Source organism: Palaeococcus ferrophilus DSM 13482 (assembly GCF_000966265.1).
In the GTDB taxonomy this organism is placed as follows: domain Archaea; phylum Methanobacteriota_B; class Thermococci; order Thermococcales; family Thermococcaceae; genus Palaeococcus; species Palaeococcus ferrophilus.
On sequence record NZ_LANF01000011.1, the window covers coordinates 34,846 to 59,316 of the forward strand.

Here is a 24,471-nt window from a genome sequence, read left to right on the forward strand (position 1 = left end):
ATGGTTAATCTCAACATCTCACGCTTCTTCAGGAGGGGCAGGAGCTTCCGCGAGCTCAGGGAGAGTGAAGAGTTCAAGATAATGCACCTCAGCGATACCCCCGACAACGTTTATCCATTCATACTGAACCTCATCGAGAAAACCCACCCCGATGTGATAATCCACACCGGCGACCTCGTGGACAACGTCAAGCTCGAGAGGAAGCCCGAGTTGAGGGGCAAATACGAGGCCTCCCTCGTCAGGATTCTCTCAATCCTCGAGAATTCCGGGGCGGAGGTCTTCATAGTTCCGGGAAACGAGGACGACGAGGGGCTCATAAGAGTCCACGCGGAGAGAGCGGTTGTGGTGAAGCCCGGGACTGTCATCGAGCTCGAAGGGGTCAAGCTGGCCCTGGGACACTCTTCGGCGGACGTTGAGAACGTTGATGCCACCTTCAGACTATACGGTCACAACTTCAAGGTTATCCCGCGAGGCTTGAACGGGGTTCTTAACGTCAACTTCATACTCCTGCCGAGCAGGAGGATTGTAAGGATTAAATACCCCGACGGCACAAACTTTGAGAGGGGATACAAACTCATGAGGGGATTGTGATGAGACTGCTTCGCTACGGTCCTTCCCTCGTCTTCCTGAGGAGTTCGAACGTCGAAGAGGGGGAGGGGTTTCTGAGGAATGTTTTTGGCGTTGAGAAGATGCCCGTTGACGACGCCTGGAACCTGAGCGACGAGCTCCAAACGCTCGCCTTCGTAACGCCTGCGGAGGAGTGGAAGACTATCCTGGACCTTCGGAGGGGGGCTTTTCTCCTGAAAATGCGCTGCGACAGTTTTCTCAAGGAGCTCTTCAACTCAGAGGCGCCCTTCGAGAGGGTGAACCTCGGCCCCCACATAGTTATCCTCCGGGTTCCCGCGGAGGTTGAGGAGGCGGCAAGGTTCATAGAGGAGCGCTACGGGGGCGTTGAAACGAGCCTCGCCAGGGGGGTGAACGAGGGGGAGGAGGTTGACACACTTCTCCTCGTCACGGACAAAAAGCTAAACGGGCCGCTCAGGATTGCCGACATTAAAAGGACGTTCCTGATCCGTGACGATTTCCTCAACGTTTACAGGAGGGTAAGGCTCGACCTGCCCGTGCTCACCTACAAGAGCGCCCCAGAGGGCTGGAGGGAGATAACGATAAGGGTCTACGACAACGAGAAGCGCTACGAGGAGAACGTGGAGAGGCTCCTTCTGGTCCTTGAGGACCTCGACCTTGGCTTTGTCGTGAGCGAGGGGTGGGACTGGGATTATCCGAGGCCCTTCATGCGCATAAGGGTCTACAAGGTCAAGCTCATAACTTGGGAAGACCCCGAGAGGGTGAAGTTCCTCCTCAAGGGGCTGGAGTACAGGGGGACGAAGCGGTTCGCTGACATTGACGTCTTCGTGGAGGGCAAGAAGATATCGTGGACAAAGATAGCGGAGAACTTCGATTCAAAACTGGAGCTCGCGGAGGCCGCTAGAGAAGAACTCGAAAGCCTCCTAAGCGAGGGAGCGAAGAAAAGGCTCCACGAGATAGAGGAGAGGCTGGAAGGCTAAACCTCCACCCTCACAACTTTCTTGCCCCGATTTTCGGGCGCTTTCTTAAGGGAGAGCACAAAAGTGCCGTCCTCGTAGTCCACAGTTAGAACCGTCGTTGCAATCTCCTCTATGATGGCCAGCAATTCATCCGGTGCGACGTCCCTGTTGATGAAGTACACCGCAACCCTCCTCTCGTCCCCTACGAAGCTTCTCATTATGCCCTCCAGCTGGGGAAGGATTTTGGGGTCGCCCGAGTGAAGGTTCACGATACCCTCAATGTTCCACAGAAACGTTACTGTCTTTTCATGAGAAGAATAATATCTGGACAGCCGCGAGATGAGGCGGCTAAAGTACACCGCGGAATCGGCCGATAGCTCTATCCTGTCCACCACGTTCCCAATGGGCACCTTACCGCCGCCCTTTATAACGTCAAGGCCATCAAAGATATTACTCTCCCCCTCTGTTATCTCGAGGGCCTTTTTTATGGGCACGAGAGTGTCCAGCACGTCAACGATCAGGAGCGACGTGTTCTCCATGCGGGCCACTTCAACGGCCTTTTTGAACATTATGTGGACCGGCTGGTAGGAGGAGTACTCGAAGAGAACCACCTCCCCCCACCGGGCTTCCCTGAGGGTGGCTATTAATTCATCCATGCTCACAGCTCAACACCCCCTCCTATCTCGGCAAAGAACGGGGACTTCCGTACTGTGTAGCGCTCTCCGCCATCGTCCCCCTCAAGAACCCGCGTGCTCCACATTTCCCACATGCGCCTGACCCTCTCCGGGAGCAATCCCACGTTGCACATTGACACGGATACCTTCCTCCCGTGGGTCAGGGGTATCTTGATGGTGCGCTCGAAGTACTCCTCGAGGGCCCACGGATCCTCCCTGTACATGCGAACGAGCCTGTCCCCTCCCAGCACGATAACCAGCGCGTGGGATGACAATTCAAAGAACCGCTTCGTAATTTTGTAGTACTCCCTCATGTAGACGGAGATGTCCTCCATTACCCTCATCTCCCCCAGGATGTTGCCCACCCTTCTGTGCCCCGCACCCTTCACAACGCTAACGTTATCGAGGAGAGAAACATCGTAGCCGCTGAGTTTGAGCTGTTCCCTGTAGAGGTAGAGGGAATCAAAGAGATCAACCACAAGGACGGACACCTCCCTCGAGGAGGCCCATTTGAGCAGGTGCCACAGCGTGCGCTCGGGATGGCCCAGGGGGGTGTATTCAATAAGAACCGACTCACCGGGGTGAACGTTAGAAAGAAAATCACCAAGCTTCATCCGCATCACCATAAAAAAGTATACGCCAGAACAATTTAAACCTTTGCGAACTAAAACGTGAGCTTGAGGCCCCTTTCTTCTACCCCAGGGGACTTTAGCACCTCCACAAAACCCTTCCTGACGGCCAGGACCCTCGTGGCCACTTCCTCAGCTAAGCCAACGTACCTGCCGTCGGCGATGTCTGTGTTGACGAAGTGCACCGCAGTTCTCTCTTTGGAGCCCACGAACGTTGTCATTACGCCGTAAACGTTGAGGAGAAATCTGGCTTCCTCGGGCGAGATGCGCTGGAGCCTCTCCACACCGAAGAAGAAAGAGCACGTCCCGGGATGCTCCTCATAGTATTTCTTAAGGAAGTGCGCTACTTCCCGGAGGTACAGACCCACATCCCTGTAAACGTTGACCACCCTGAGCGTGTTGGGCCAGAGAATTCTTCCCCCTCCCTTAATAAAATCCGCCCTCTCAAGGTACGACACATCCTTACCCGCCACATCAAGGGTTCTCTTTACGGGGAGGAATGTGTCGAAGACGTCGGCGATCAGGATTGGCATGTCACAGGCCCCTGCTATGGTGTGGAAAACCTCAGCGAAGGGGGAGCGGGAGGAATACTCCACAACAAGGAGGCCACCAAGGGGTAGCCCCCTAAAGTACTCGCGAAGGTTCATAGCTCCACCCCCATTAGCGGGCTCTTCACGACGTTAATCCCCTCCTCCAGTTCGACAACGTACTGGGCGAATTCTTCAAAGCTTTTCACGACGTAGGGCGACGCTACTTTCTTGTTTATGAAGAGGAACGTTATCTTCCCCGTGGGGGATGCCGGGGGACGGGCCACCCTCTCGAAGTACATCTCAACCTTAGAGGGATCGTGCTGGAACGGCAGAACGAACTTCTCGAGACCTATAACGACCACAACCTTGAGGCCCGGACGCTCGAAGAAGGGCCTCACCACCTGGGAGTACTTGTTCGCGTGGTAGTCGAAGTCGTCCGTTATCTCAACATTGCCGAGAATCCTGCCGAGCCTTACCCTGCCCCCCTCCTTGACCACGTGGAGACTCTCGAGGGGAATTTCCACCCCACGGAGCTTCAGGTGCTCGTGGAAGACATGGAGCGTGTCAACAATGTCAACCACAAGGATTGGGAGTTTTCCATCGAGGGCATACTTCACAACGGAATAGAAAACGGTCTCCGGTTCACCCAGAGGATTGTACTCCACAAGGACGGTCTCGCCCCTGCGGAGGACGTCCAGAATATTCTCAACCCTCAACGTTCTCACCCCTTGAGAAGTAGTATAAAACTTCCATGCTTATAATGTTTTTCACCCTATCACTTCAGGGCAAGTCTTGCAACGAAAAATCCGCTCGTTTTGTGCTTGTCTGGGTAAAACCGCCTCGCTTTGGAAATTTCTTCATCCAGTCCAATACCAAAAGGTGCCCTAAGTGCGGGTTCCCCATAACGTAGTGGGAGAAGCTCAACGTCAAAGTTATCAAGAACCCACTGAACCACGAACTCGTTCTCCTCCGGCTCGAGGGAGCAGGTGGAGTAAACTAAAACGCCTCCTCTCTTCAGAACGCTCAGACCCTTCTCAAGGAGCTTCATCTGGAGCCCCTGACAGAACTTTACATCGTCCATAGAGCGGTTGGCCTTCCTCTCGGGGTTCTTGTGAATGGTTCCGGAGCCGGTACAGGGCGCATCGAGGAGGATTTTGTCGAATTCCACCCCAAGCTCGTCTATGTGGAGGGAAGACCTGTGGAACAGGACCGTGTTTATTACCCCGAGGCGCGAGAGGTTCAACCTCGTCTCCTTCAGCCTCTCCTCACCGACGTCGAAGGCGTAGATTATCCCTTCGTTTTTCATAAGCTGGGCTATGTAGGAGGTCTTCCCGCCGGGGGCGGCGGCCATGTCGGCGACGACTTCACCGGGCTTTGGGTCGAGGGCTACGGGCGGATACATAGAGCTCGCTTCCTGGATGTAGAGAAGGCCGGAGAGGTACTCCGGCGTGGAGGTTATCGAGAAGGGCTCCCTCGTGAGGCAGAAGCCTTCCCTCGTCCAGGGGACACGCCTGAACTGGAAGCCCTTCCTGTTGAGGAGCTTCGTGAGCTTTGGAACCTCTATCTGAAGTGTATTTACGCGGAAGCACCTTGGAAGGGGCTTTTCCATCGCCTCCGCTATCGCCAGTGCCCTCTCGCCCCAGAGCCGGTAATAGCGCTCCGCGAAGGTCTTTGAGTAGCCGAGGCTGAAGAGACGCTCAATCATGGTTGAACCTTGACAGGGGGGCATAAAAAGTTAGCCCTATCCAACCACTTCCCTGAAGAGACGCTCGAAGTTTCCAAATGTTACCCTCTCCACATCGCGCTCGCTGAAGCGTTCCCTTAGAGCCTCGAGGAGCGCAGGAATCGCGCCCTCGTTTTCAAAGCCCTCAACAGCTCTCCCGCTCCAGCCCTCGAGGTAGTAAACGAAGTCGAAGCCCAGGCCCACGGCCCTCGAACCGGCGAGGTCAACCATGTACTCTATGTGCCTCACATAGTCCTCAAGGGTCGGGTCCTCCTTTTTAACGAAGGAGGGGATTGCAACCGCACCTACAACCCCGCCACGCTCGGCTATCGCCTTTATCTGCTCGTCCATGAGATTCCTCGGGCTGTCGCAGAGCTTCCTCGCGTTGGAATGGGAGGCCATAACCGGGAAGGACGTGACGTCGAGGGCGTCCCAGAAGCCGGCCTCGTTTATGTGGCTCAAATCAACGAGCACTCCGAGCTCCTCGGCTTTGCCAACCACCTCCACGCCGAAGTTGGTCAGCCCCCCGTTTGTTCTCTCGAAGACGCCGTCGCCTATCGCGTTCCTCAGGCTCCACGTGAGGGTTAAAACGCGAAGTCCGAGGGAGTAGAACACCTCAAGCACCTCAACGCTCTCCAGGGGCTCTCCACCCTCAAGGCCAAACCACAGAGCAACCCTACCCCCCTTTATGGCCTCCTCCATTCCCCTACTGCTCGTCACGAGCTCAAGCCTCTGCGATTCCATGACGTCACGCCTGAACCTGGCGTAAACGTCGAGGGCGTAGCGCAGGGCGTTTCCCCTTCTATCCTCCGGAGTCCACACCGCCATGACCCTGCTGCCAATACCCTTAAAGAAGCGCTCAAAGTTTCTCTCAAGAACGGCCGTCTCCCCTCTCCCCCTCCGCATGTAAACGTACGTGGGCAGGTCTGAGTGCGCATCGAAAATCATTGGATCACCAAAAGGAATACGGTGGAAAGAGTATTTAAGGTTTCAGCGGCTCATTACTATCTCTCTGTACTCCCTGAGAGCCTCCTCCTTCACGAGGGGGTCCGGTATCTGGGAGATGATATGCTCCGCCCCCGCAAAGTCTCCCTCGCCCGCCAGCTCCACTGCTATGCCCTTAAGGAGCTCGCTCCGCTTGGTATCGTCCTCTACCTTGACCGCCAGCTGAAGGGCTTCCCTGAGCTTTCCTACGGAGGTCAGGAGCTCGGCCACATGCTCAATCTCCTCTCCCGTCAATTCCTCGAGGTCTATGTATCCCACCGCCGAGGTGGCGACGTCAATGTACGTGGGAAGCTCCATCTTCTTAAGCCAAAGAGCCACTTCGAGGAGGGCTATCGCCTTGTCCTTATCTGGCATGTTGGAGTCCTCTACGACCCTGACGGTGTAGGTGTAGCGTCCCTCCTTCATGGCCTTCCTGAGGGCCGGCGTGCCGGAGTAGAGAAGCGTTTTGCACAGGTCTATCTTCTTGCGCACGTCCGCCCCCTTGTCAACAACGCGGAGCTTGTCGAAGATGTCAAATGCCCGCTCGTAGAAGGGAAGGGCCTCCTGCGATGAAAGCGCGTCCCCCGTCTCGACGAGGATGTCGCCTATTTTGATGAGGAGATCGAGCTTCTGAACGTACTCTATGCGGGAGTTAACGACCAGGTCAAAGGCGTTCTCAAAGAGTTCTATCGCGTCCTCGAAGAAACCCGCCATACCAAGGTAGTGGGCCACGTAAGCGATGATCTCAGCCTTCTCGGGGGATTGGGGAAGCCTATCAAGATACTCGAATGCCTCAGAGAACAGCCTCTCACTTTCCTCCATCCGGCCAAACGTGGAGTAGGCAAAGCCCAAGTGGGCGTAAACGATGGCTCTGCTCTCGGGCTCTTTAATCTTCCCCGCGTAGTATTTGGCATCCTCAAGAAGTCCGAAAACGTGGGCCATCTCGCCCGTCTTCGCGTAGAGTTCCGTTGCTATGTAGATGAGCGCGCTGACCTTATCGAAGTTGTCCGGGAGCTTGCCAACCCTGTCGATGGCCTCATCCCAGAAACCCCTTGCAACGAGCGCCACTATGTCATCGAATGCCGTCATGAATAAAACATCGGGGACAAAGTATATAACTTTTTAGTCAGCCGGCCTCAGGGGAGTAGAGCCAGGATAAGGGCCACGCACAGCGGCACGGTGAAGTTGTCGAAGGGCTCAAGTTTTCCCACGCTGCCGAGTTCCACCAGGGTGCCCGTAATTGACGTTAGGAGGGATATCTTAAGAACCTCAACATACACCCCCGAAAAGCGCGACCACAGTGAAATCGCCACCAGGGCACCCAGAAAGGAGAAGACGAAGAAAGCAATGCTCCCCTCAAGCGTTTTGCCTCCCCAGAGCCTTCTTCTGCCAAACTTCATACCGACCATCGCCGCAAAGCCGTCTCCCCACGCCATCACGAATGTTGCAACGACGGGGATGACGCTTTTTGTCCCAAACGCTGCCACCAGTACCCCAATGCTGACGATGTAGTAAACCGGTCCGTAGGCGTGGAGCGGGTCGTCGCCCTCCGGGACGAGGGAGTCCCTTATGGGGAGCCCAAGGGCTATCCCAAGGAGGACGAAGAGGGCCAGCAGGGCAGGTATAGCAATAACCCACGGGAGGGATTTGAAGAGCGGGAGAACGACTATTATATCCCCCGCGAGTATGTGAACGACCCTCCTCGTGAACTCAGGGGAGAACCGTCCCCTCATAGCGTGGGCAATCCCCATCACCGCGGCCACGTAGAGCAGGACGACGATTAAAAGGTCCCACGTGCCCTCCATGCCATCACTCCCTGGTGCTCTCACCCGTCATTACCGCTCCCGCTATCATGTGGGCGAGCCTAAGGGGCTCAGGAACGAGGGCGCTCTTCCGGGTCACCCTTATTATCTCCCTAGCCTCCTCATCGGAGAGGCCAACCGCCTGGTAGTACAGCTTCCCGGGGATGAGCTCCCTCAAGGGCGGCGCCTTCCTGAGGAGGGCTATCCTCTCCTCCGCATCTGGGAAGTGCTTTCTAAGGGCCCTCTCCATCGCCGCCACGTCAGGCCTCTTTCTGACCACTACCAGCACGGGCAGGCCGGTTTCAGACGTTAGGGCCTCCACGTCAACCACGTTGAAGCCCGCGTAGGTTATGCCCTTGAGGAGGATTACCCTCAAATCCCCGAAGCGGGAGCTCGTTACCGCGTCAATCATCTTCTCCGTGGCGTCCCTCCCGTCAACCTCTATCCACCTCGTCAGTATGCCAACAACGTCCAGGGAACCCTTCATCACCACCCCAACCAGAACCGTCCTCCCCCTCCCCTTAAAGCGGAAGGTTCCGTCGTCAAAGCCGACCACCCGTATCTGGGGCTTAATCTTGTAAAAAGGCATGGAAATCATCCCGTGACGTCGAGGAGCCACTTAAGGTATTCGTCGTTGACCCTGTCAACGTCAATCCTTATTATCGCCGGCGTGCTGTAGGGGTGGTTTTCCTTCAGGAACTGCTTAACGGCCTTCCAGTTATCTATCTTGGTCTTCAGCAGTGCCCCGACTTCCCTGTCCTCCTCTATCTTCCCCTCCCACCAGTAGTGGGCCTCGTGTTCCCTCAGGTTGGCGCAGGCGATGAGCCTCTTCTCCAGGAGGGCCCTCACGATTCTACGCGCGCTCTCCCAGTCGGGGAAGGTCGTGTAAACCATCACCATCTCACTCATGCGACCACCGTCGTATGTTCTCCCCAGACGGCTTAAACCTTTCGGAGCGGAACGGCTAGCCTTGGAGTGGTTGAAGGCCAACGGTTCTTAACTTTTGGTTTTAAAAACCTATAAATGCCCTTTTCACAAATTTAAAACCGGTGAGAGGATGAAGGCGTATCACGTTCACGTTCAGGGCATCGTCCAGGCGGTCGGCTTTCGCCCCTTCGTCTACAGGATAGCCCACGAGCACAACCTGAAGGGCTACGTCAAGAACCTCGGCGATGCCGGTGTGGAGATGGTTGTTGAGGGCAAACCCGAGGACATCGAGGCCTTCATAGAAGACCTCTACAAAAAGAAGCCCCCATTAGCAAGGATTGAGAGAATTGAGAAGAAAGAAATTCCCCTCCAGGGTTTTGACCGCTTCTACATCGAGAAGAGCTCAAAGGGCGGGGGTGGCGGCGATTCGATCATTCCACCCGACATAGCCATATGTGCCGACTGTCTGAGAGAGCTCTTCGACCCCACGGACAAGAGATACATGTACCCGTTCATAGTCTGCACAAACTGTGGGCCAAGGTTCACCATAATCGAAGACCTCCCCTACGATAGGGAAAACACCACCATGAAGGAGTTCCCAATGTGCGACTACTGTGAGGGTGAATACAAAGACCCGCTCAACAGACGCTACCATGCGGAGCCAACGGCCTGTCCCGTCTGCGGGCCTTCATACAGGCTCTACACCAACGACGGGGAGGAGATATACGGCGATCCATTGAGAAAGGCGGCGGAGTTAATAGACAGGGGCTACATCGTGGCCGTCAAGGGGATCGGGGGAATACATTTAGCGTGCGACGCCACGAACGAGGAAGCCGTTGCGGAGCTTAGGAGAAGAACCTTCCGGCCACAGAAGCCCTTCGCGATAATGGCCGATTCCATCGAGACAGTGAGGAGCTTCGCCTACGTCAGCCAAGAGGAAGAGGAGGAGCTCACCTCTTACAGAAGACCTATAATAACGCTCCGCAAGAGGGAGCCCTTCCCGCTCCCGGAGAACCTCGCGCCGGGGCTCCACACCATTGGGGTCATGCTCCCCTACGCCGGAACACACTACATCCTCTTCCACTGGAGCAGGAGCAAGGTCTACGTCATGACTTCAGCCAACTACCCCGGAATGCCGATGGTCAAGGACAACGAGAGGGCATTCGAGGAGCTCAAGGATGTGGCAGACTACTTCCTCCTCCACAACAGGAAGATACTGAACCGCGCTGATGACAGCGTGATAAGGTTCGTTGACGGAAGGAGGGCAGTGATAAGGCGCTCCCGCGGCTTCGTGCCCCTTCCGATAGAGATACCCTTCGAGTACAACGGCCTGGCGGTTGGGGCAGAACTCATGAACGCCTTCGGCGTTTCTAAGAACGGGAAAGTTTATCCGAGCCAGTATATCGGCAACACCGGAAAGGTTGAGGTCCTCGAGTTCATGAGGGGGGCTATAGCCCACTTCCGGAAGATTCTGAGGATGGAAAACCTTGATCTCATAATAGCCGACCTTCACCCAACCTACAACACCACGAAACTGGCCATGGAGCTTGCAAACGAACTTGAAGTGGAGCTCCTCCAGGTTCAGCACCACTACGCCCACATAGCGAGCGTTTTAGCTGAGAGGAACCTCGATTCCGCCATAGGGATAGCTCTCGATGGGGTTGGCTACGGAACGGACGGAAACACCTGGGGTGGTGAGGTTCTCTATCTGGGCTACGAGGACGTTGAAAGGTTGGCGCACATATCCTACTACCCCCTCCCCGGCGGAGATTTGGCGAGCTACTACCCTCTCAGGGCCCTTATGGGAATACTCAGCAAGGGGCACGATACCGAAGAGCTGGTCGAGATAGTGGAGCGTTGCTGCCCAAAGGCCATCGAGAGCCTCAAGTATGGAAAGGTAGAGTTCAACGTGGTCTTAAACCAGCTCGCCAAGGGTATAAACACGTCCTACGCCTCCTCAACGGGCAGGGTTCTCGACTCGCTCGCGGTTCTCCTCAACGTGGCCTACAGGAGGCACTACGAGGGAGAGCCGGCAATGAAGCTCGAGAGCTTCGCCTGCAAGGGCAAGAACGACCTCGGCTTTAGCGTCCCGGTTGAGGGGGAGGACATAAGGGTGGAAGAACTCTTTGGGGAAGTTCTCGATGTCATTGAGAATGCAAACCCGGCGGACATAGCTTACTCCACCCACCTTGCAATAGCCAGGGCCTTCGCAGAGGTAGCAATCGAGAAAGCCAGGGAGTTCGGGATAAAGAACGTTGCCCTGAGCGGCGGTGTTGCCTACAACGAGCTCATAGTGAAGGCTATAAGGAAGGCCGTTGAAGCCGCGGGATTAAGGTTCCACATCACCACAGAGACCCCGAGGGGCGACAACGGGATAAACGTCGGCCAGGCCTTCCTGGGCGGCCTCTACCTCGAGGGCTACCTGACGAAGGAAGACCTGATGATGTAGCGAAAAAAGCTAATAAGCACATACTGCACACCATCTACGGGGAGTGCCATGGAAAGGGTAAGGGCCCATCTCAAGATATACGGCAGGGTTCAGGGAGTGGGCTTTAGGTGGAGCATGCAGCGCGAGGCCAGGAAGCTCGGCGTTCACGGATGGGTTAGGAACCTTCCGGACGGCACGGTCGAGGCGGTAATAGAGGGGGAACCGGAGAGAGTCGAGGCACTCATAGGCTGGGCGCATCAGGGCCCGAGGCTAGCGCGGGTAACGAGGGTGGAGGTGAAATGGGAAGAACCGGAGGGGGAACAAGGTTTCATCGTGACCCACTGATACTCATTCTCTCCATGAGCACCCTCTTGGGGCAGTAGCGCACCTCACAGTAGGCGCAAACGAGGTTTTCCTTCTTTTTCTCGGGCGTGTGGAGTATGAGCCTCTTAAAACCCGGGATTTCCTTAACCCTAACGAACACCTCCACGGGTATACTCCCGTCCACAACGATGTAGGCCACGGGCTCCTCGTAGGTCAGGTTCTTGCTCAAAACCTCTATGATGGGAATCCTGTGCTCGGACAGAAGAACAAGGAGGGCCGAAATGGCGGGGGCATAGAGCTCCTTGTCGAGCTCGACCTCCAGAACCTCCCACCCCATTATGGGGGCCACCTCCGAGAAGTCCGCGAAGGGCCTGAGGCGCTCAAAGATGAACTTCAGGGCTGGGGTGTTCTCGATGTATTCAATGGTGTGGTACACTATCTTTCTGTTGACGCCTATCACGCGTGAAAGTTCGCTTATCGGGATTTCAGCGTTCCTCAGATAGATCTTGCCGTTTTTAACACTTAGGCCGTTCAGAAACAGGAACTCCGCGACCTTCCTCCTCGCGGGGTAGTTTTTGAAGTACTCCTCCAGCACGAGCATCATTTTTGCCACCTCTTATACATATGTGAGTAAGAATGGATATTTAAGTCTTTCGATAGGGGCACCGCACCCCTTATAAATGCGCCCGCAGACCGGGAGAGGGGTGAGGACATGAGGTGTAAGTTCTGCGGGAGAGAAGCTTACGTCAGGCTTCACTATCCAAAGATGTTCCTCTGCAGGGAGCACTTCATTGAGTACTTCGAGAGGAAGGTTAGGAGAACCATAGAGCGCTACAAGCTCCTTAAACCGGAGGAGAAGGTCCTCGTCGTCGTTTCAGGAGGTAAAGACTCCGCTGTGACAGCCCACGTCCTCAAGAAGCTTGGTTACAACATAGAGTGCCTTCACATAAACCTCGGCATAGACGATTATTCGGAGAAGAGCGAGCGCTATGCAAGGGCCCAGTGCGAGGCCCTCAACGTCCCGCTCCACGTGGTGCGCGTCAGGGAGCTTCTCGGCGCGGGAATCGGCGAGCTCAGGACGAGGAGACCAACGTGCTCCTACTGCGGAATAACAAAGCGCTACATCTTCAACCGCTTCGCCTACGAGAACGGCTTCGACGCGATAGCGACCGGCCACAACCTCGATGACGAGGCCTCTTTCATCTTCTCCAACATAATGCACTGGAACACCGAGTACCTCGGCAAACAGGGGCCGCTTTTGCCGGGCGAGGGGAAGTTCGTGAAGAAGGTGAAGCCCCTCTACGAGCTGACGGAGAGGGAGGTCGTTTACTACGCCCTCGCCACGGGGATAGAGTACATGGTGGAGGAGTGCCCCCACGCGAGGGGAGCTACGAGCATTGAAGCCAAAGAGGTTCTCAACGCTATGGAGGAGAAGAGGCCCGGAACGAAGGTGAACTTCATAAAGGGCTTCCTGCGGAAGAGGAGCCTCTTCGAGGCCGAGCTTAAGGAGGCCCCGCTGGGAGAGTGCAGGGTTTGCGGCATGCCCGCGCAGGGGGAGAAGTGCTCATTCTGCCGCGTCTGGGGGCTCGAAAAGCCCCTCGAGCTGAAGGTGAAGGGCTGAGTTCCCATCCGGCTTCTCGATTTTTCAACATGCCGGAGCCGGGAGGGGTTTGAAATCATATTGACCTCCTGCTCTTCTCAAGCCCGTAGAGGTAGAGAGACGCTGGTACGGTGTCTTCCCCTACCTCATCCTTTGAGACGTAGATGGTTGGGAAGGGATAGCTCTTCCTCTTCACCCTTCCGTACTTGACCTCTATCCCGAAGAAGCCTCCTCTCTTCACGACGAGGTCACACTCCCTGTTTTGATCGTAGTAGAAGCCACCAAATGAGTGCTTCTCTCTCATTATCGGTTCTTCGCGGGACCATATCACGTGAGTTGCCACCGTGTGCTCCACTAACCACTCTATGTTCTCCTCGACGAACTCAACCGGATCGCTCCCGAGGTAGAGGGCCAGGGCCGTCGCTATCAAGGAGCTCTGGAAGACCACCTTTTTCTCCTTCCGGTGGGCGTGCCTCTTTCTGTTGATATCCCAGGCCTCGAGGACGTAGATGAGCCTCGCGCTCTCAAGGGTGTTCAGGTACTCCCTCACCGTCGGATGGGATATTCCAGTCTCACGGGCGAGGGTCACGTAGTCAACCCTGTTCCCCTTCAGCCTAAAGATAGCTTCAAGAAGCTCCCGAGCTATTTCCTCGCTCTTTCCAGATTTTGCTATCTCCCCGAGGGTGAGCCTTATTATCTCCTCGTACCTCTTCTCGCTCACCTTTCTTTTCCTCTTGAACTCGAGGACTGCCTCCGGGAAGCCCCCGGTGAGGATGTAGCCGTAGAAAAGGCCCTCAAGCTCGTCGAACCAGGGAAACAGGTCGTCCGCGGCTGGGGAGTCATAGGTAAAAGCGACCTCCGGGAGCCTGGGGTTGAGGAAGCGCGCGAACTCCCTGAAGTTCAAAGGGTTGAAGTAGTACTCGTTCCCCTCTATTCCCCTCCCTGGAAGGAGCTCGCTTTCTCTCTTAAGCTCCACGGGATTTGAGCCGGTTGCGACTGTGGTTGCCCTCTCCTCCCCGAGGGCCTTGAGAAGGAGCCTCCAGTCCCTGAGGTAGGTTATCTCGTCGAGGAGGACTGTTAGCTCGCCGTGCCTCCTCCGGAGCTCCTCTATGAAGGAAACGACCTCTTTCCTCGAGAACCTGTCGGCGGGAATGTAAACAATCTTCCTCGGGTCGGTTCCGGGGCGTATGAGCTCCTCCACGAGGGTCTTGAGGTAGAAGCTCTTTCCTGCCCTTCTGATGCCCCTGAGGAGGATAACGCCTCCTGGATTAACTGTTATTCGCTTCCTAGGTATTACCTCTCCCGCCCTCGAGAGGTCGGGGTCTTCACTCTCCCAGCCTTCCCCCTTCCACCAGGGGTTGTAGCGGACGAGCCTCACAATCTTGACTGCCATGTGTGAAAGTATGCTTTCACAGTTTATAAGATTTGTGAAAGTCCACTTTCATAAATCGGCCTATTTATGAAAACCCACTTTCACAGATCACAGCTTTTATGAAAGTCCGCTTTCATAAAGTGGGCAAAAGGAGGAAGCCGCCCCAGCGTTCAGACCTTCCGGAGCTTGCCTATTCCCTCCCACCTCTCCTCCCTCACAAGCTCCAGGGCGTAGGCGTAGATGCCGAGCTTCAGAAGATTCTCCGGCGTGGGGTCTTTCCTTGAGAGCTCTTTAACGGCGGAGGAGAGCTTCTGGAGGGCCTTCTCCTTGGCCTTCTTGGAGTAGTCGGCGAACTCAAGGGCCTGGAGGATGGAGAGGACTTCGAGGAGAGCTTCCGTAGGGAGTTCAAGGGTTTCTCCAGCAGGGGCTTTCTTTTTCCCTCTGGTCTTTGCTTTCTTCCCACTTATTTCGCTGTAAACCTGCCGTAGCTCCCCTATGTCCTGCTCTGTTAGGATTCCCGCCTCTACTAGGGCACGGTCTACGTCCGCTCGTTCAAACGCTTGTAGCGTCTCTGCGGGCATATTAAATGCACCCCTGTGAACCTTCTCAGTCACCTTTTTTACAGTGCGCACTGCCTTTATCAGGCGCTTTCTTTCCTCCTCGCTCAATGGCCTGCCTCTCACGTCCTCTATATGTGATGCTATGCGGTTTGCTATAACCTCGTCGTCTGTGTTGAGTATCTGATCGAAGGTTGCGTGCGGATCGTCCACGAGGTATGCTATTTCCCTAGCAACACGCATTCCCACTTCTGGGCTGTGCTTTTTTGCCATCTCTGCCGCAAGGGGCATCATGAGTTCCGTGAAGAGAATGATTGCAGGGGCGTGCGGGTTATCTGCCTTTCTGTGTGGCCAATACAGGTCATCAGTATGGGGGGGTATTCGCCTTCCCTCGTTTTCTTTATTTTTTTGCATCCATTCCCGTTAACTTCGATATAATTTTGTGTGTATCGTATCCGCTTAATACGATGCTTAGCGCACCAATTTTGTGTAAATCCTTCTCTGTCAGCCCGTACTGCTTCGCTATCTTCTCCAGATCTTTGCCCTTCTTTTTCTCCTTCTTCCCGAATATGAACATCCCGGTGAGCGGCAGGAGCGACAAGGGTACCACCCTCTAAGGTTTGGTCTCAGAGAAATAAGGGTTTCGGGCTGGGAAAGGTTAATAACCTGCCTGAAGAAAAATCTTAATGGTGAGAGAATGGCCGAGGCGACCAGGGGCAAGGCCCTCAAGCTCTACGAGAGGATGTTCGAACGGGAGATGGAGATTTTGAAACTCATCGAGGAGAAGAAAAGGGAAATAAAGCCCGGAATGCTGGGAAAGGGGAGCTTTGAGGAGTTCAAGAAGTACAAGCTCGAGGTGTACGAAGGGTGATGTTCCTCGACTCAAGCGTCCTCTACAACTACCTCGTCGAGACAGAACTAACGAAAGAAGCCGTCAAACTTGTAGACTCTGATGAAGTAAAAATAGTCTCCGACACCGTCATCGATGAGCTTTTCTACGTGCTCCTGAGGAGAAGTGCCCAGAAGGAGTATGGTGTTTCATCTGCGTGGGGCCTCAAGAAGCTCCTGAGAAAGAACGAGAGCTTTAGAAAAATCTCCCTTGATGTAATCTCGACCGTTCTTAGCCTCATAGAGGCAAAGGGGATAATCATCGTTCCGGACTCAAGGGACTGGCTCACCATAGGAACCCTCGTTCATGACTACTCCCTTCTTCCCCACGACGCGAGGATCCTCGCGACGGCCCTCGAGAACAACTGCACCAGGCTTGCGACCTTCGACGAAGACTCTAGGGACGTGGACATCATAGAGATCGTTCCGTGAGGTTTCAGCTAAGAAATCCCTTAAAAGCCCCTCAAGTCCCACCTGAACCCGGACAGTCCCTACTCATTAGCTCAAGGGGACCCCTTTTAACTTGCAGGGGTGCAAGTTACTTGTGGGGGTGCAAGTTGAAACAAGGACATTCAATCGGCCTAGGACTTCCCGCTCAGCAAAGAGGAGTACCTCAGGATGAAAAGGGTTAAAAAGCGGGCCTAAAGCCCCTCGATTTCTTTCATCCTCTCCAGCTCTCCCCTCTTGATTATTTCGATCGCGAAGGCGTAGAGGCCGAGCTTTAGAAGGTTCTCGGGCGTTAGCTTCTCGGCGGAGACTTCTCTTATCCTTGCGGAGAGCCTCTCGATGGCCTTTCTTTTTGCCTCCTCAGAAAAGCCCGCAAATTCGAGGCCGTTGAGGATGGAGAGGACTTCGACGTTTACGTTGGGGTCGAGGGACGGTGAGGTTTTTCTTTCATCGTTGTGTTCTGCTACCTTTTCCTCTTCTCTCAGATCTTCCTTCAGTTTTTCTGCAAGTTCTTCTATTGCCATGTATAGCTTTGGGTTAAGTGGTTTGATATCTCGTTCTACATCCGGTATGCCCGAAATTTGCATTATCTCGTCATAGAATGATGGATCCTCAGGGTAAGCATCCGCAATTTTCTTAATGTACGGGATATACTCTTTTATCCTCTGCTTTATTTCCTCCACACTCACTTTTTGCTCCGTACTGCTAGCAATTTTTGTTGCAATGGTAGTGAGCACGTCCTCTGAGTTTATTATGTCATCGAGGGTAATGGGTTTTTTATCTTGCTCCTTTAGCTTTTTTCCCTGTATTTCCTGTCGCGCTTCAGAAAGACGTCCTCTCTGGTAGTAAACATGCGTATTTTTGCAGGAACTACATCTTCTACTCTTGCACGGCTGCCGAACTTTTTTTGGCTACTGATGTGATTACGTCCAGAAACATGAGGATTTTTGCCAACTCTATGTCGTCCTTGGCAACGACGTATATCGGTTTTCCCCCGAACGGTCGCTTATAATTCCTTGCGTCTCTAGGGGGATATTCTTCTTTTTCATGAGGTATACCATTAATGCGCTCGCCAGCTTTGAGTGTATACGCGTGGCATCCTTTTTCGTCTTGCTCTCATGTGCAATCCACAGGGCCGGCATTATCGAAAGGAAAATTACTTGCAGAATATGTGGTGTGTGAAGGGGAGAGAATCCATCACCAAGAGCATCACATCACCCTCCATTCTTCAGCATCAAGGGAAATAAGCTTTTCTCCTCTCCCCTCGCAGGTTTCCAAAGAGTCACTGTTAAGACCGTAAAAACAAAGAGGTTAACGATAGCGTAAAATTTCGGGGTTTACGCGGTCAACGGTAGTGAGGGAAGTCCCCCAAGTCCCAAACTAACCAGCCCTCCTCCCTGAGCTCTTCCTTTCCCTCGATGTTTTTAGCGATCAGTCCATAATACTTTTCCCACCCGTCCAGTCTAACGAGTTTTGCCTTCCTCTCCACGTCCTTCAAAATCCTCGTCGCTTCCCTCTCGCTCAAATCCTTCCACTTGGCCTCGACGAAGAGCGCCTTCTTTTCACGCTCGTTGAGAGCGACGAGGTCAATCTCCTCGTTTTTGTGCCACCACCTTCCAATCCTGGTGAACTTAAACGGGAGCTTCTCGCGTTTATTCAACTTTATGAGGAACTCCCTGGCGATCTTCTCGAACACAGGGCCGAGATAGTGGGGGTAATCCCTCCTGATCGTCTCCACATCAAAGGTTCCCTCCTCAATGGGGGAGAGGTTGGGATAGATAAAGCGGAACCAGAAAGCCAGGAAGTTGTCGGCTAAATAGTACCTTCCTTTCTTTGAGCTCTCCCTTTCAGTTATAGGAACCTCCCGCACAACGAAACCTGTCTCCATGAGGTTCCGGAGGTATGGACTCAGGTCGGAGTGCCTCATCCTCGCAAAGTCCCTGATCTCCTTCGGTGTTGTTTTCCCGTTTGCTATCGCCTCAAGGATTCTTTTGTAAGTGCTCACTTCCGTGAACTCGTAGCGAAGGAGAAAGTCCACTTCGTCCCGGAAAAAACTGACCGGGTTTGAAAGTTCCTCTTCCAGCCATCCCCAGAAGGGCAGCCTGACCCGGTTTATGTAGAAAGGTATCCCGTCGGTGAGGCCGTGGACCTCTACCAGCTCCTTCCAGGCGGCGTTAGGAAAGAACTCCCTCAGAGAGAAGAAACTCATAGGTCTAAGCTTGAGAGATCCGGTTCTCCTGCCGTAGAGGGGGCTTTTGTAGCTGAGAACCTTCTCCGTGATCATGCTCACCGAGGAACCGAGGAGAACGAGCTTGGTCCCCGAATTCGAGAGGTCGGTATCAATTATCCTCTGGAACAGAGAGAGAATTCCCGGGTTCTCCTTTATGAGGTTGGGGAACTCGTCTATAACTATAACCTTTCCCTTAAGGGCGTGAAGGGTTCCCTCCCAGTCCTCACGGGCGTACCTGACCTCTGGAAATGTTCTCTCCGCGGTCTCCCTAAAGTGCCTCAGGTTCTCCCCCTCGACTGCAAGATAGTATACGTGGGAGGTTCCCTTAACTGCCTCAAGCACAAGTCTCGTTTTCCCGACCCTTCTCCGCCCGTAGATGACGATCAGCTCAAAGCCCTTCCCCTCAAGGTGCTTTTTAAGGGACTTCAGTTCCTCTCGCCTGTTCACAAAGCGAGACAATGATAATCACCATTATGATAATTTCGATTATCATATTAAAGCCTTTCTCTTTAAATCGGGGTCTGTCCGTCGTGAGTTTTTAGGGAGGAACGTGAGTGAACCTCTTCCCATTTAAGTCAACCTTCACGACGGACTTGGGCTTCATCACGTTCAACTCTCCTCCGGGTTCATCGGAGAGCAAATCATCACGCTCAACCCCGCTTAGGGCGACCCCAAGTCCCCGCACCAAAACGTTGAACGCACCAACAAACTGCCTATCTGCCTTAAACCCACAGTTAGCACACTCCACCAGCCCGTTTCGGGACTCCAACCTACTCCCACACACCGGGCAGGTGGACGAAGTGAAAGCGGGATTAACAAACTCAATCGGAACACGATAAGAAAGCTTTCCAACAATTTTCTTCCAAGTGGCACGGGAGAGCCTTCTATTAAACTTCCTCGAACCGTTCTGGAGCATTTTGAACTTGTCCAAATCCTCGAAGACGAAAACCGTATCTGGAAACTCCCCCGAAAGCTGGACTGCAAGCTTGTTCAAATAATCCTCAATCCTGTTCCTTCTCCTCATCCAGTATTTCTTAAGGAGAATTCCAATCCTCTTCGGGGCTTTCCGCTGAACGCTCTTTAGCATATCAATAATTCTGTCGTAGGTCTCGGCAATCCTGTGTAGCTCGCTCAAGTCCACTCTAATCCAGCCTTTTTCAGGGTGAAAGATGTCGAGGCTCGTCAGGTTGCTGTCAATGCCGATTTTGATTCTTCCAGAGAACTCGACTTCCTTTGAGAAGGTTAGCAGAACGTCTTGCTCTCTGATTATCAGCTCTCCAACCTTCCAGTCCTTGATTCTCTCATAGAACCACTCCTTTGAGAAGTCCAGCTCAAGGTATTCTTCTCTCGGCTTGATGGTTACTCTTATCTTCGAACCTTCGACTTTCATTAGTGTTGTTTTAACCCTCGCGAACTTCCGCTTAACGATTGGCTTCGCTCTTTTTCTTTTTCCCTTGAGGTAGTTCTGTCTCCAGCTTTTGAGGACTGAATAAGCGGTCTTTATTGCAGAATCAACGTAGTGCTTGGCGAAAGGCCACTCTCGAAGGAGTTCGTTCCTCAGTTCCCGCTTGAACTCGTTTGTTTGTGGAAAATAAGGGATTATGCGGGTTGTCTCATAGTAGCTGTAATTTTTTCTTCCGACAGAATACCTGTGCTTGACCTTCTTCTCTCTCCAAGTTGTGTTATCCCATATTTCATCAATTGCCCTCTGGAGTAGTCTTTGGTATTCTTTGAGGAACAAATCAATGTTCCAGTTGTGGGGCATTCTGTATGTGAGAACGACTTTAGTCATTCTCGACCTCCTCTATGAGTTTTTTCACGCCTTCCTTGAGCTTTTTGTATTTGTGGGAGCGCATTCCGTAGAGCTTTCCAGCGAAGTGCGATATTATGGTTATTAAGTCTTCAATGAGTTCCTCTCGTGGGGATTTTTCTTTGTCGTTGATAATGATTATCTCTGCACCGTTCTCCTTGAAGAAGAATTCGATAGTTTTGAAACCAAAGCGGGTGAGCCTGTCGGGATAAGTGACGATGACTTTTGAGACTTCTCCCTTTGCGACGAGTTCGAGGAGTTTGCGGTAGTTCTTTCTGTTCTCGTTCAATCCTGAGCCGATGTCTTTGAGGATTTTGACCTGCCAACCACGTTCTTTTGCGTATTGCTCGATGGCTTCAACCTGTCTTTCCAAGTCGTCTTTTTGGGTGTGGCTTGAGACTCTTGCGTAGCCAATGATTAGTCCGTTTTCCTCGCTTATGCCGAGAAGCCTTTTTATTTCGCTTTCTGGTATTCTTCGTCTTCCGCCGGGTGTCCTAATGGTTTTGATTTTTCCCTCTTTGTCCCATTTCTGGATTGTTTTTGGGTGGACGCCGAGAATTTCGCTCGCTTGTTTAACCGTGTAGAGCTTCTCTTTCACTACCATACACTCACAATTAATCACAAAAATATTTAAAGTTTTCCGTTAAGAGGAACAGTTAAACAAGGCGTTTGAGATGATAGCCATACCCACGGCTCAAAAAAGTGTAAAAAGGGAAGAAACCTCAGACCTTAATCCCGCCCATGACGAGGGCCATGACGGCCTTCTGGGCGTGGAGCCTGTTTTCTGCCTCATCAAAGACGACGCTGTTCGGGGAATCAACGACGTCATCCGTAACCTCCTCGCCCCTGTGGGCAGGGAGGCAGTGCATGAAGATGTAGTCCTGCTTGGCGTGCTTGACGAGGTCTTTGTTGACCTGGAAGGGCATGAATATCTTTCTCCTCTCCTCGGCCTCGGCTTCCTGCCCCATGCTCGCCCAGACGTCGGTGTAGATGACGTCCGCACCGGTTACGGCCTTGACCGGGTCGTGGAGGAGCTCAAAGCTTCCACCGCTCTCGGCCGCGTTCTGCTCGGCCCACTTGACCACCTTCGGGTCTGGCTCGTAGCCCTCTGGCGTTGCAACGACGACGTTCGCACCGAGCTTGGTTCCGGCTATCATGAGCGAATGAGCCACGTTGTTTCCATCACCGACGTAGACGACCTTAACGCCCTGAATCCGGCCCTTCTTTTCGAGTATCGTCTGGTAGTCAGCTAAGGCCTGGCACGGGTGTGAGAAGTCGGAGAGGCCGTTTATGACCGGAACGCTCGCGTACTTGGCGAGGTCCTCAACGTCCTTGTGGGCGTAAACCCTTGCCATTATTCCGTCAACGTACCTGCTGAGAACGCGGGCAGTGTCGGCTATGGTCTCGCCGCGCCTGAGCTGGAGGTCCTGGGCGTTGAGGTAGAGGCCGTAGCCGCCGAGCTGATAGATGCCGACCTCAAAGCTTATCCTGGTTCTGGTCGAGGGCTTCTGGAATATCATGGCGAGGGTCTTACCCTCGAGAACGCGGTGCGGCTTGCCTATCTTGTTCCAAATCTTCATCATCTCGGCAGTCTTGAGAATCGTCTCAAGCTCCTCCCTCGTGAAGTCCTGGAGGCAGAGAACGTCCCTTCCTGCAAGGCTAACCACCATGCGCATCACCGTCTAAAGCTTGCCATAGGTTTTAATAACCATTTCGCCGGCATAAAACATGAAATGGCGAATTTTTTCGAATGTATCCCGCATTCAACTTTCCAAACATAAAGCTAATCCTGCGAAAGGGTTTACAACAAAGCTAATAAGTTTCCACCGCATCTTCCTCCGGGGGTTCGCATGGATGGAATAAACGTGAGGCTCATCAACTACACGAGGAGACCGCTCGAAACCGTCACGTGGGCGGCGCTTATAAGCTACTGGGAAGGATGGGAGACCGAAGCCTTCGAACGGATGGATAAGAACGACGTCGAAATGCACCTTCCGAGGGTTCTCGGCTACGGTCATGAGAGTATTCTTGAGCACGCGACGCTAACCTTCGCCATTGAGGGCTGTTCTCGTGTTTGCTCGCACCAACTTGTTCGTCATAGGTTAGCAAGTTATACCCAACAGTCACAGCGCTACATTATATTGAATCCCAAAGATGTTGAGGAGACCTTCGTCATCCCAGAAGGGATAAAGAACGATCCCGAGCTTCTTGAGGAGTGGAAGGAGCTCATGAAGAAGTCCATTGAGCTATACAAAAAGACCGTTGAGAGAGGCCAGCACCAGGAGGACGCACGCTTCATCCTGCCCCAGAGCGTTAGAACCAAGATAGTCGTCACCATGAACCTCCGCGAGCTGAAGCACTTTTTGGGACTGAGGGCGTGCGAAAGGGCCCAATGGGAGATTAGGGAGATAGCCTGGAAGATGCTCGAGGAGATAGCGAAGAACGATGACCTGAGGCCGATAATAAAGTGGGCGAAGCTCGGGCCGCGCTGTATCCAGATGGGCTACTGCCCCGAGGGGGAGCTCATGCCCCCTGGCTGCTGGAAGAAGACGAGGGAGAAGTGGAAGAAACTGGGGGAATAAAAAGACAAGGCTCAAAAGTCCTCTTCTTTTAAGATTCCATATATTACCTTCTTAAGCTCGTCGTAGGCCTCCTCGAGGGACTCGGGGATGACCTTGGTGTCCGCTATCACCGGCATGAAGTTGGTGTCCCCGTTCCAGCGCGGGACGATGTGAAGGTGGACGTGGTCGTCTATTCCCGCCCCCGCAACCCTCCCAAGGTTCACGCCCATGTTGAATCCGTCCGGGTTCATCGCCCTCTTGAGCGCCTTCACCATGAGCTGGGAGAGCTTCATTATCTCCAAAAGCTCCTCATCGGTCAGGTCTTCCCACCTTCCCACGTGCCTGTATGGAGCTATCATCACGTGGCCGGGGTTGTAGGGGTAGTTGTTCATGATTATGAAGCTGTGTTTTCCGCGGTAGAGTATGAGCCTATCCCTATCGCGATCCTCCTTCGGGAAGTCGCAGAATATGCAGCCGTCGTGCTTGGGTGAGCGGATATATTCAATGCGCCACGGCGCCCAGATTCTCTTCATCCCTGTCCCTCCAGATCAATTCCCTCTTCCTTAAGTACGTCCGTAAGTCTCTTCATCAGGTCTTCCATTATTAAGTTTACTGTGGTCTCAACCTCGAGGTTCTCTATGACCGGCACGGAGTACTCCCTCGCCCGCTCCACCACGAAGTCCTGTATCTCCATTATGGCCTCGATGTGCTGGATGTAGTACTCGGCGGGCCTCTTGCTGTAGCGCTCCCTCGCGTAGAACCTCGCGGAGAGGGCCTCCTTCCCGGGAACCGTGATGACGTACATGAAGTCCATCGAGCCCATCTGGAAGTAGCCAGGAACCACGTGTATACCCTCTATTATTGTGTTGAAACCCTCCCTGTGCGCCCTCTCCAGAAGGGCACGTATCCCCACGCTCACGTGGCTTGTCTGCCTCTCAAAGCCGTATATGACCGGAGAGATACCCTTCAGGGGAGCCTTCAGTGCCTTCCACGCCAGGAACGATGAGCTGTGTATGCTCGGGAGGAGCTCCTCACTCACCATCTTCCTCATGACCTCCCTTATAGTGTCCGTCCCTATTATGCTCCTCAGGCCGAGGCGGAAGGCCAACTCCGTCGCTATCGTGGACTTCCCAACGCCCGTGGCACCGCCGAGAAGAAGAACCATGGGGATGCCCCTTCTCCTAACCTCGCTCCAGAAGATGTAGCGTCTCGCCTCGCGCTTGTAACCGTGCTCACGGAGCTTATTGTACGTTCTCTCACGTATCTCCTCCGTGGTTACCTCCTTCCTTCCCTCCGTCTCAAACTCCTTCATGACTTCCGTGGAGAGGGCGTAGGCCACCCCAACGTCAACGCCAGCGGAGGTTATCGAGCGCGTGAGAATACCGCGGGAGAATGGGAGTCTAATCTTCCCATCCCTCACTATTATCATGTGATCACCGGA

General features: G+C 53.7%; 29 protein-coding genes. 8 read left to right on the plus strand and 21 right to left on the minus strand.

The genetic code is table 11. From position 1 onward, the window contains the following. Together PFER_RS05260 and PFER_RS05265 are read left to right on the plus strand one after the other, a co-directional pair. A complete protein-coding gene (locus tag PFER_RS05260; RefSeq protein ID WP_048149525.1) occupies window positions 1-591 on the plus strand; it encodes a metallophosphoesterase family protein in 591 nt (196 codons plus the stop codon). Then, window positions 591-1,565, plus strand: a complete 975-nt coding sequence (locus tag PFER_RS05265; protein ID WP_048149528.1) for a hypothetical protein — start codon at window positions 591-593, stop codon at window positions 1,563-1,565. The genes PFER_RS05260 and PFER_RS05265 overlap by 1 nt, the downstream gene beginning before the upstream one ends. Here PFER_RS05265 and PFER_RS05270 read toward each other — a convergent pair. Genes PFER_RS05270 through cutA form a run of 10 tightly spaced genes read right to left on the minus strand, consistent with a single transcriptional unit; the run spans window position 1,562 to window position 8,786 of the window. Continuing rightward, window positions 1,562-2,200 (minus strand): DUF257 family protein, encoded by a 639-nt coding sequence (locus PFER_RS05270; protein ID WP_245612476.1) that lies wholly within the window; start codon window positions 2,198-2,200, stop codon window positions 1,562-1,564. The two genes, PFER_RS05265 and PFER_RS05270, sit on opposite strands and share 4 nt — an antisense overlap. 2 nt (window positions 2,201-2,202) lie before the next feature. Further along, window positions 2,203-2,838 carry a DUF257 family protein gene (locus tag PFER_RS05275; RefSeq protein WP_245612478.1) on the minus strand — a complete coding sequence of 212 codons (636 nt, stop codon included), beginning with the start codon at window positions 2,836-2,838 and terminating at the stop codon, window positions 2,203-2,205. 44 nt (window positions 2,839-2,882) lie between these two features. Next, a complete protein-coding gene (locus tag PFER_RS05280; protein WP_048149536.1) occupies window positions 2,883-3,494 on the minus strand; it encodes a DUF257 family protein in 612 nt (203 codons plus the stop codon). Beyond that, a complete protein-coding gene (locus PFER_RS05285; protein ID WP_048149538.1) occupies window positions 3,491-4,093 on the minus strand; it encodes a DUF257 family protein in 603 nt (200 codons plus the stop codon). The genes PFER_RS05280 and PFER_RS05285 overlap by 4 nt, the downstream gene beginning before the upstream one ends. Before the next feature lie 59 nt (window positions 4,094-4,152). Further along, on the minus strand, window positions 4,153-5,082 hold the full coding sequence (locus PFER_RS05290; RefSeq protein ID WP_048149541.1) for an NOL1/NOP2/sun family putative RNA methylase: 930 nt from the start codon (window positions 5,080-5,082) through the stop codon (window positions 4,153-4,155). A gap of 36 nt (window positions 5,083-5,118) precedes the next feature. Further along, a complete protein-coding gene (locus PFER_RS05295) occupies window positions 5,119-6,048 on the minus strand; it encodes a dipeptidase (RefSeq protein ID WP_048149546.1) in 930 nt (309 codons plus the stop codon). A gap of 42 nt (window positions 6,049-6,090) precedes the next feature. Continuing rightward, complete coding sequence (locus tag PFER_RS05300; protein WP_048149547.1) at window positions 6,091-7,173, minus strand: tetratricopeptide repeat protein; 1,083 nt, start codon at window positions 7,171-7,173, stop codon at window positions 6,091-6,093. A 47-nt stretch (window positions 7,174-7,220) separates the two neighbouring features. Further along, entirely contained in the window at window positions 7,221-7,889 is a 669-nt protein-coding gene (locus PFER_RS05305) for a diacylglycerol/polyprenol kinase family protein (protein ID WP_048149550.1), read from the minus strand. A 4-nt stretch (window positions 7,890-7,893) separates the two neighbouring features. Beyond that, the gene (locus tag PFER_RS05310; protein ID WP_048149552.1) at window positions 7,894-8,475 is read right to left on the minus strand and encodes an endonuclease dU; all 582 of its coding nucleotides are present in this window, start codon (window positions 8,473-8,475) and stop codon (window positions 7,894-7,896) included. A 5-nt stretch (window positions 8,476-8,480) separates the two neighbouring features. Then, entirely contained in the window at window positions 8,481-8,786 is a 306-nt protein-coding gene (gene cutA / locus PFER_RS05315) for a divalent-cation tolerance protein CutA (protein ID WP_048150260.1), read from the minus strand. Window positions 8,787-8,943: 157 nt separating this feature from the next. On the opposite strand from cutA, the gene hypF reads away from it, so the two are divergent. Together hypF and PFER_RS05325 are read left to right on the plus strand one after the other, a co-directional pair. Further along, window positions 8,944-11,262, plus strand: coding sequence for a carbamoyltransferase HypF (hypF, locus tag PFER_RS05320; RefSeq protein WP_048149554.1), 2,319 nt, complete (start codon window positions 8,944-8,946; stop codon window positions 11,260-11,262). Between the two features lie 48 nt (window positions 11,263-11,310). Then, complete coding sequence (locus PFER_RS05325; protein ID WP_048149556.1) at window positions 11,311-11,586, plus strand: acylphosphatase; 276 nt, start codon at window positions 11,311-11,313, stop codon at window positions 11,584-11,586. On the opposite strand, the gene PFER_RS05330 is transcribed toward PFER_RS05325, so the two are convergent. Further along, complete coding sequence (locus PFER_RS05330; protein WP_048149558.1) at window positions 11,570-12,169, minus strand: regulator of amino acid metabolism, contains ACT domain protein; 600 nt, start codon at window positions 12,167-12,169, stop codon at window positions 11,570-11,572. The genes PFER_RS05325 and PFER_RS05330 overlap by 17 nt on opposite strands. A gap of 108 nt (window positions 12,170-12,277) precedes the next feature. Here PFER_RS05330 and ttuA point away from each other — a divergent pair, with 108 nt between their 5' ends. Beyond that, window positions 12,278-13,186: a tRNA-5-methyluridine(54) 2-sulfurtransferase gene (ttuA, locus tag PFER_RS05335; protein ID WP_048149561.1), complete on the plus strand. Its 909-nt coding sequence runs from the start codon at window positions 12,278-12,280 to the stop codon at window positions 13,184-13,186. Between the two features lie 55 nt (window positions 13,187-13,241). On the opposite strand, the gene PFER_RS05340 is transcribed toward ttuA, so the two are convergent. From PFER_RS05340 to PFER_RS05350, 3 genes are all read right to left on the minus strand, one after another. Next, window positions 13,242-14,558: an ATP-binding protein gene (locus PFER_RS05340; RefSeq protein WP_048149563.1), complete on the minus strand. Its 1,317-nt coding sequence runs from the start codon at window positions 14,556-14,558 to the stop codon at window positions 13,242-13,244. Window positions 14,559-14,707: 149 nt separating this feature from the next. Next, the gene (locus PFER_RS05345) at window positions 14,708-15,385 is read right to left on the minus strand and encodes a hypothetical protein (RefSeq protein WP_048149566.1); all 678 of its coding nucleotides are present in this window, start codon (window positions 15,383-15,385) and stop codon (window positions 14,708-14,710) included. A 109-nt stretch (window positions 15,386-15,494) separates the two neighbouring features. Next, on the minus strand, window positions 15,495-15,695 hold the full coding sequence (locus PFER_RS05350; RefSeq protein WP_048149570.1) for a hypothetical protein: 201 nt from the start codon (window positions 15,693-15,695) through the stop codon (window positions 15,495-15,497). Window positions 15,696-15,791: 96 nt separating this feature from the next. Here PFER_RS05350 and PFER_RS12150 point away from each other — a divergent pair, with 96 nt between their 5' ends. Next, complete coding sequence (locus tag PFER_RS12150; RefSeq protein WP_157255101.1) at window positions 15,792-15,965, plus strand: hypothetical protein; 174 nt, start codon at window positions 15,792-15,794, stop codon at window positions 15,963-15,965. Next, window positions 15,965-16,414 carry a PIN domain-containing protein gene (locus PFER_RS05355; RefSeq protein ID WP_245612479.1) on the plus strand — a complete coding sequence of 150 codons (450 nt, stop codon included), beginning with the start codon at window positions 15,965-15,967 and terminating at the stop codon, window positions 16,412-16,414. The genes PFER_RS12150 and PFER_RS05355 overlap by 1 nt, the downstream gene beginning before the upstream one ends. Before the next feature lie 209 nt (window positions 16,415-16,623). Here the strand turns inward: PFER_RS05355 and PFER_RS05360 are convergent, their stop codons facing one another. From PFER_RS05360 to argF, 5 genes are all read right to left on the minus strand, one after another. Continuing rightward, window positions 16,624-17,118, minus strand: a complete 495-nt coding sequence (locus PFER_RS05360) for a hypothetical protein (RefSeq protein WP_048149574.1) — start codon at window positions 17,116-17,118, stop codon at window positions 16,624-16,626. 656 nt (window positions 17,119-17,774) lie between these two features. Then, window positions 17,775-19,118, minus strand: a complete 1,344-nt coding sequence (locus PFER_RS05365) for an ATP-binding protein (protein ID WP_048149576.1) — start codon at window positions 19,116-19,118, stop codon at window positions 17,775-17,777. Between the two features lie 79 nt (window positions 19,119-19,197). After that, window positions 19,198-20,451, minus strand: coding sequence for an RNA-guided endonuclease TnpB family protein (locus PFER_RS05370; RefSeq protein WP_048149577.1), 1,254 nt, complete (start codon window positions 20,449-20,451; stop codon window positions 19,198-19,200). Further along, complete coding sequence (locus PFER_RS05375) at window positions 20,444-21,073, minus strand: IS607 family transposase (RefSeq protein ID WP_048149578.1); 630 nt, start codon at window positions 21,071-21,073, stop codon at window positions 20,444-20,446. The genes PFER_RS05370 and PFER_RS05375 overlap by 8 nt, the downstream gene beginning before the upstream one ends. Window positions 21,074-21,191: 118 nt before the next feature. Next, on the minus strand, window positions 21,192-22,139 hold the full coding sequence (gene argF / locus PFER_RS05380; protein WP_048149579.1) for an ornithine carbamoyltransferase: 948 nt from the start codon (window positions 22,137-22,139) through the stop codon (window positions 21,192-21,194). Between the two features lie 180 nt (window positions 22,140-22,319). Here argF and thyX point away from each other — a divergent pair, with 180 nt between their 5' ends. Continuing rightward, the gene (thyX, locus tag PFER_RS05385) at window positions 22,320-23,051 is read left to right on the plus strand and encodes an FAD-dependent thymidylate synthase (protein ID WP_048149581.1); all 732 of its coding nucleotides are present in this window, start codon (window positions 22,320-22,322) and stop codon (window positions 23,049-23,051) included. Between the two features lie 11 nt (window positions 23,052-23,062). Here the strand turns inward: thyX and PFER_RS05390 are convergent, their stop codons facing one another. Together PFER_RS05390 and PFER_RS05395 are read right to left on the minus strand one after the other, a co-directional pair. After that, on the minus strand, window positions 23,063-23,563 hold the full coding sequence (locus tag PFER_RS05390) for an HIT family protein (protein ID WP_048149583.1): 501 nt from the start codon (window positions 23,561-23,563) through the stop codon (window positions 23,063-23,065). Continuing rightward, entirely contained in the window at window positions 23,560-24,459 is a 900-nt protein-coding gene (locus PFER_RS05395; protein ID WP_048149586.1) for a 2-phosphoglycerate kinase, read from the minus strand. The genes PFER_RS05390 and PFER_RS05395 overlap by 4 nt, the downstream gene beginning before the upstream one ends. Between the last annotated feature and the right edge of the window lie 12 nt (window positions 24,460-24,471).

Excerpts from the sequence above, each read along its gene's own strand:
- PFER_RS05345 (WP_048149566.1), bottom strand. The coding sequence starts at position 15,385 with ATGCCCCTTGCGGCAGAGATGGCAAAAAAGCACAGCCCAGAAGTGGGA.
- PFER_RS05275 (WP_245612478.1), bottom strand. The coding sequence starts at position 2,838 with ATGCGGATGAAGCTTGGTGATTTTCTTTCTAACGTTCACCCCGGTGAG.
- cutA (WP_048150260.1), bottom strand. The coding sequence starts at position 8,786 with ATGGTGATGGTTTACACGACCTTCCCCGACTGGGAGAGCGCGCGTAGA.
- PFER_RS05355 (WP_245612479.1), top strand. The coding sequence starts at position 15,965 with ATGTTCCTCGACTCAAGCGTCCTCTACAACTACCTCGTCGAGACAGAA.
- argF (WP_048149579.1), bottom strand. The coding sequence starts at position 22,139 with ATGGTGGTTAGCCTTGCAGGAAGGGACGTTCTCTGCCTCCAGGACTTC.
- hypF (WP_048149554.1), top strand. The coding sequence starts at position 8,944 with ATGAAGGCGTATCACGTTCACGTTCAGGGCATCGTCCAGGCGGTCGGC.
- PFER_RS05395 (WP_048149586.1), bottom strand. The coding sequence starts at position 24,459 with ATGATAATAGTGAGGGATGGGAAGATTAGACTCCCATTCTCCCGCGGT.
- PFER_RS05280 (WP_048149536.1), bottom strand. The coding sequence starts at position 3,494 with ATGAACCTTCGCGAGTACTTTAGGGGGCTACCCCTTGGTGGCCTCCTT.
- PFER_RS05270 (WP_245612476.1), bottom strand. The coding sequence starts at position 2,200 with ATGGATGAATTAATAGCCACCCTCAGGGAAGCCCGGTGGGGGGAGGTG.
- PFER_RS05390 (WP_048149583.1), bottom strand. The coding sequence starts at position 23,563 with ATGAAGAGAATCTGGGCGCCGTGGCGCATTGAATATATCCGCTCACCC.
- PFER_RS05305 (WP_048149550.1), bottom strand. The coding sequence starts at position 7,889 with ATGGAGGGCACGTGGGACCTTTTAATCGTCGTCCTGCTCTACGTGGCC.
- PFER_RS05370 (WP_048149577.1), bottom strand. The coding sequence starts at position 20,451 with ATGACTAAAGTCGTTCTCACATACAGAATGCCCCACAACTGGAACATT.
- PFER_RS05300 (WP_048149547.1), bottom strand. The coding sequence starts at position 7,173 with ATGACGGCATTCGATGACATAGTGGCGCTCGTTGCAAGGGGTTTCTGG.
- PFER_RS05260 (WP_048149525.1), top strand. The coding sequence starts at position 1 with ATGGTTAATCTCAACATCTCACGCTTCTTCAGGAGGGGCAGGAGCTTC.
- PFER_RS05340 (WP_048149563.1), bottom strand. The coding sequence starts at position 14,558 with ATGGCAGTCAAGATTGTGAGGCTCGTCCGCTACAACCCCTGGTGGAAG.
- PFER_RS05375 (WP_048149578.1), bottom strand. The coding sequence starts at position 21,073 with ATGGTAGTGAAAGAGAAGCTCTACACGGTTAAACAAGCGAGCGAAATT.
- PFER_RS05295 (WP_048149546.1), bottom strand. The coding sequence starts at position 6,048 with ATGATTTTCGATGCGCACTCAGACCTGCCCACGTACGTTTACATGCGG.
- PFER_RS05330 (WP_048149558.1), bottom strand. The coding sequence starts at position 12,169 with ATGATGCTCGTGCTGGAGGAGTACTTCAAAAACTACCCCGCGAGGAGG.
- ttuA (WP_048149561.1), top strand. The coding sequence starts at position 12,278 with ATGAGGTGTAAGTTCTGCGGGAGAGAAGCTTACGTCAGGCTTCACTAT.
- PFER_RS12150 (WP_157255101.1), top strand. The coding sequence starts at position 15,792 with ATGGCCGAGGCGACCAGGGGCAAGGCCCTCAAGCTCTACGAGAGGATG.
- PFER_RS05310 (WP_048149552.1), bottom strand. The coding sequence starts at position 8,475 with ATGCCTTTTTACAAGATTAAGCCCCAGATACGGGTGGTCGGCTTTGAC.
- PFER_RS05265 (WP_048149528.1), top strand. The coding sequence starts at position 591 with ATGAGACTGCTTCGCTACGGTCCTTCCCTCGTCTTCCTGAGGAGTTCG.
- PFER_RS05290 (WP_048149541.1), bottom strand. The coding sequence starts at position 5,082 with ATGATTGAGCGTCTCTTCAGCCTCGGCTACTCAAAGACCTTCGCGGAG.
- thyX (WP_048149581.1), top strand. The coding sequence starts at position 22,320 with ATGGATGGAATAAACGTGAGGCTCATCAACTACACGAGGAGACCGCTC.
- PFER_RS05325 (WP_048149556.1), top strand. The coding sequence starts at position 11,311 with ATGGAAAGGGTAAGGGCCCATCTCAAGATATACGGCAGGGTTCAGGGA.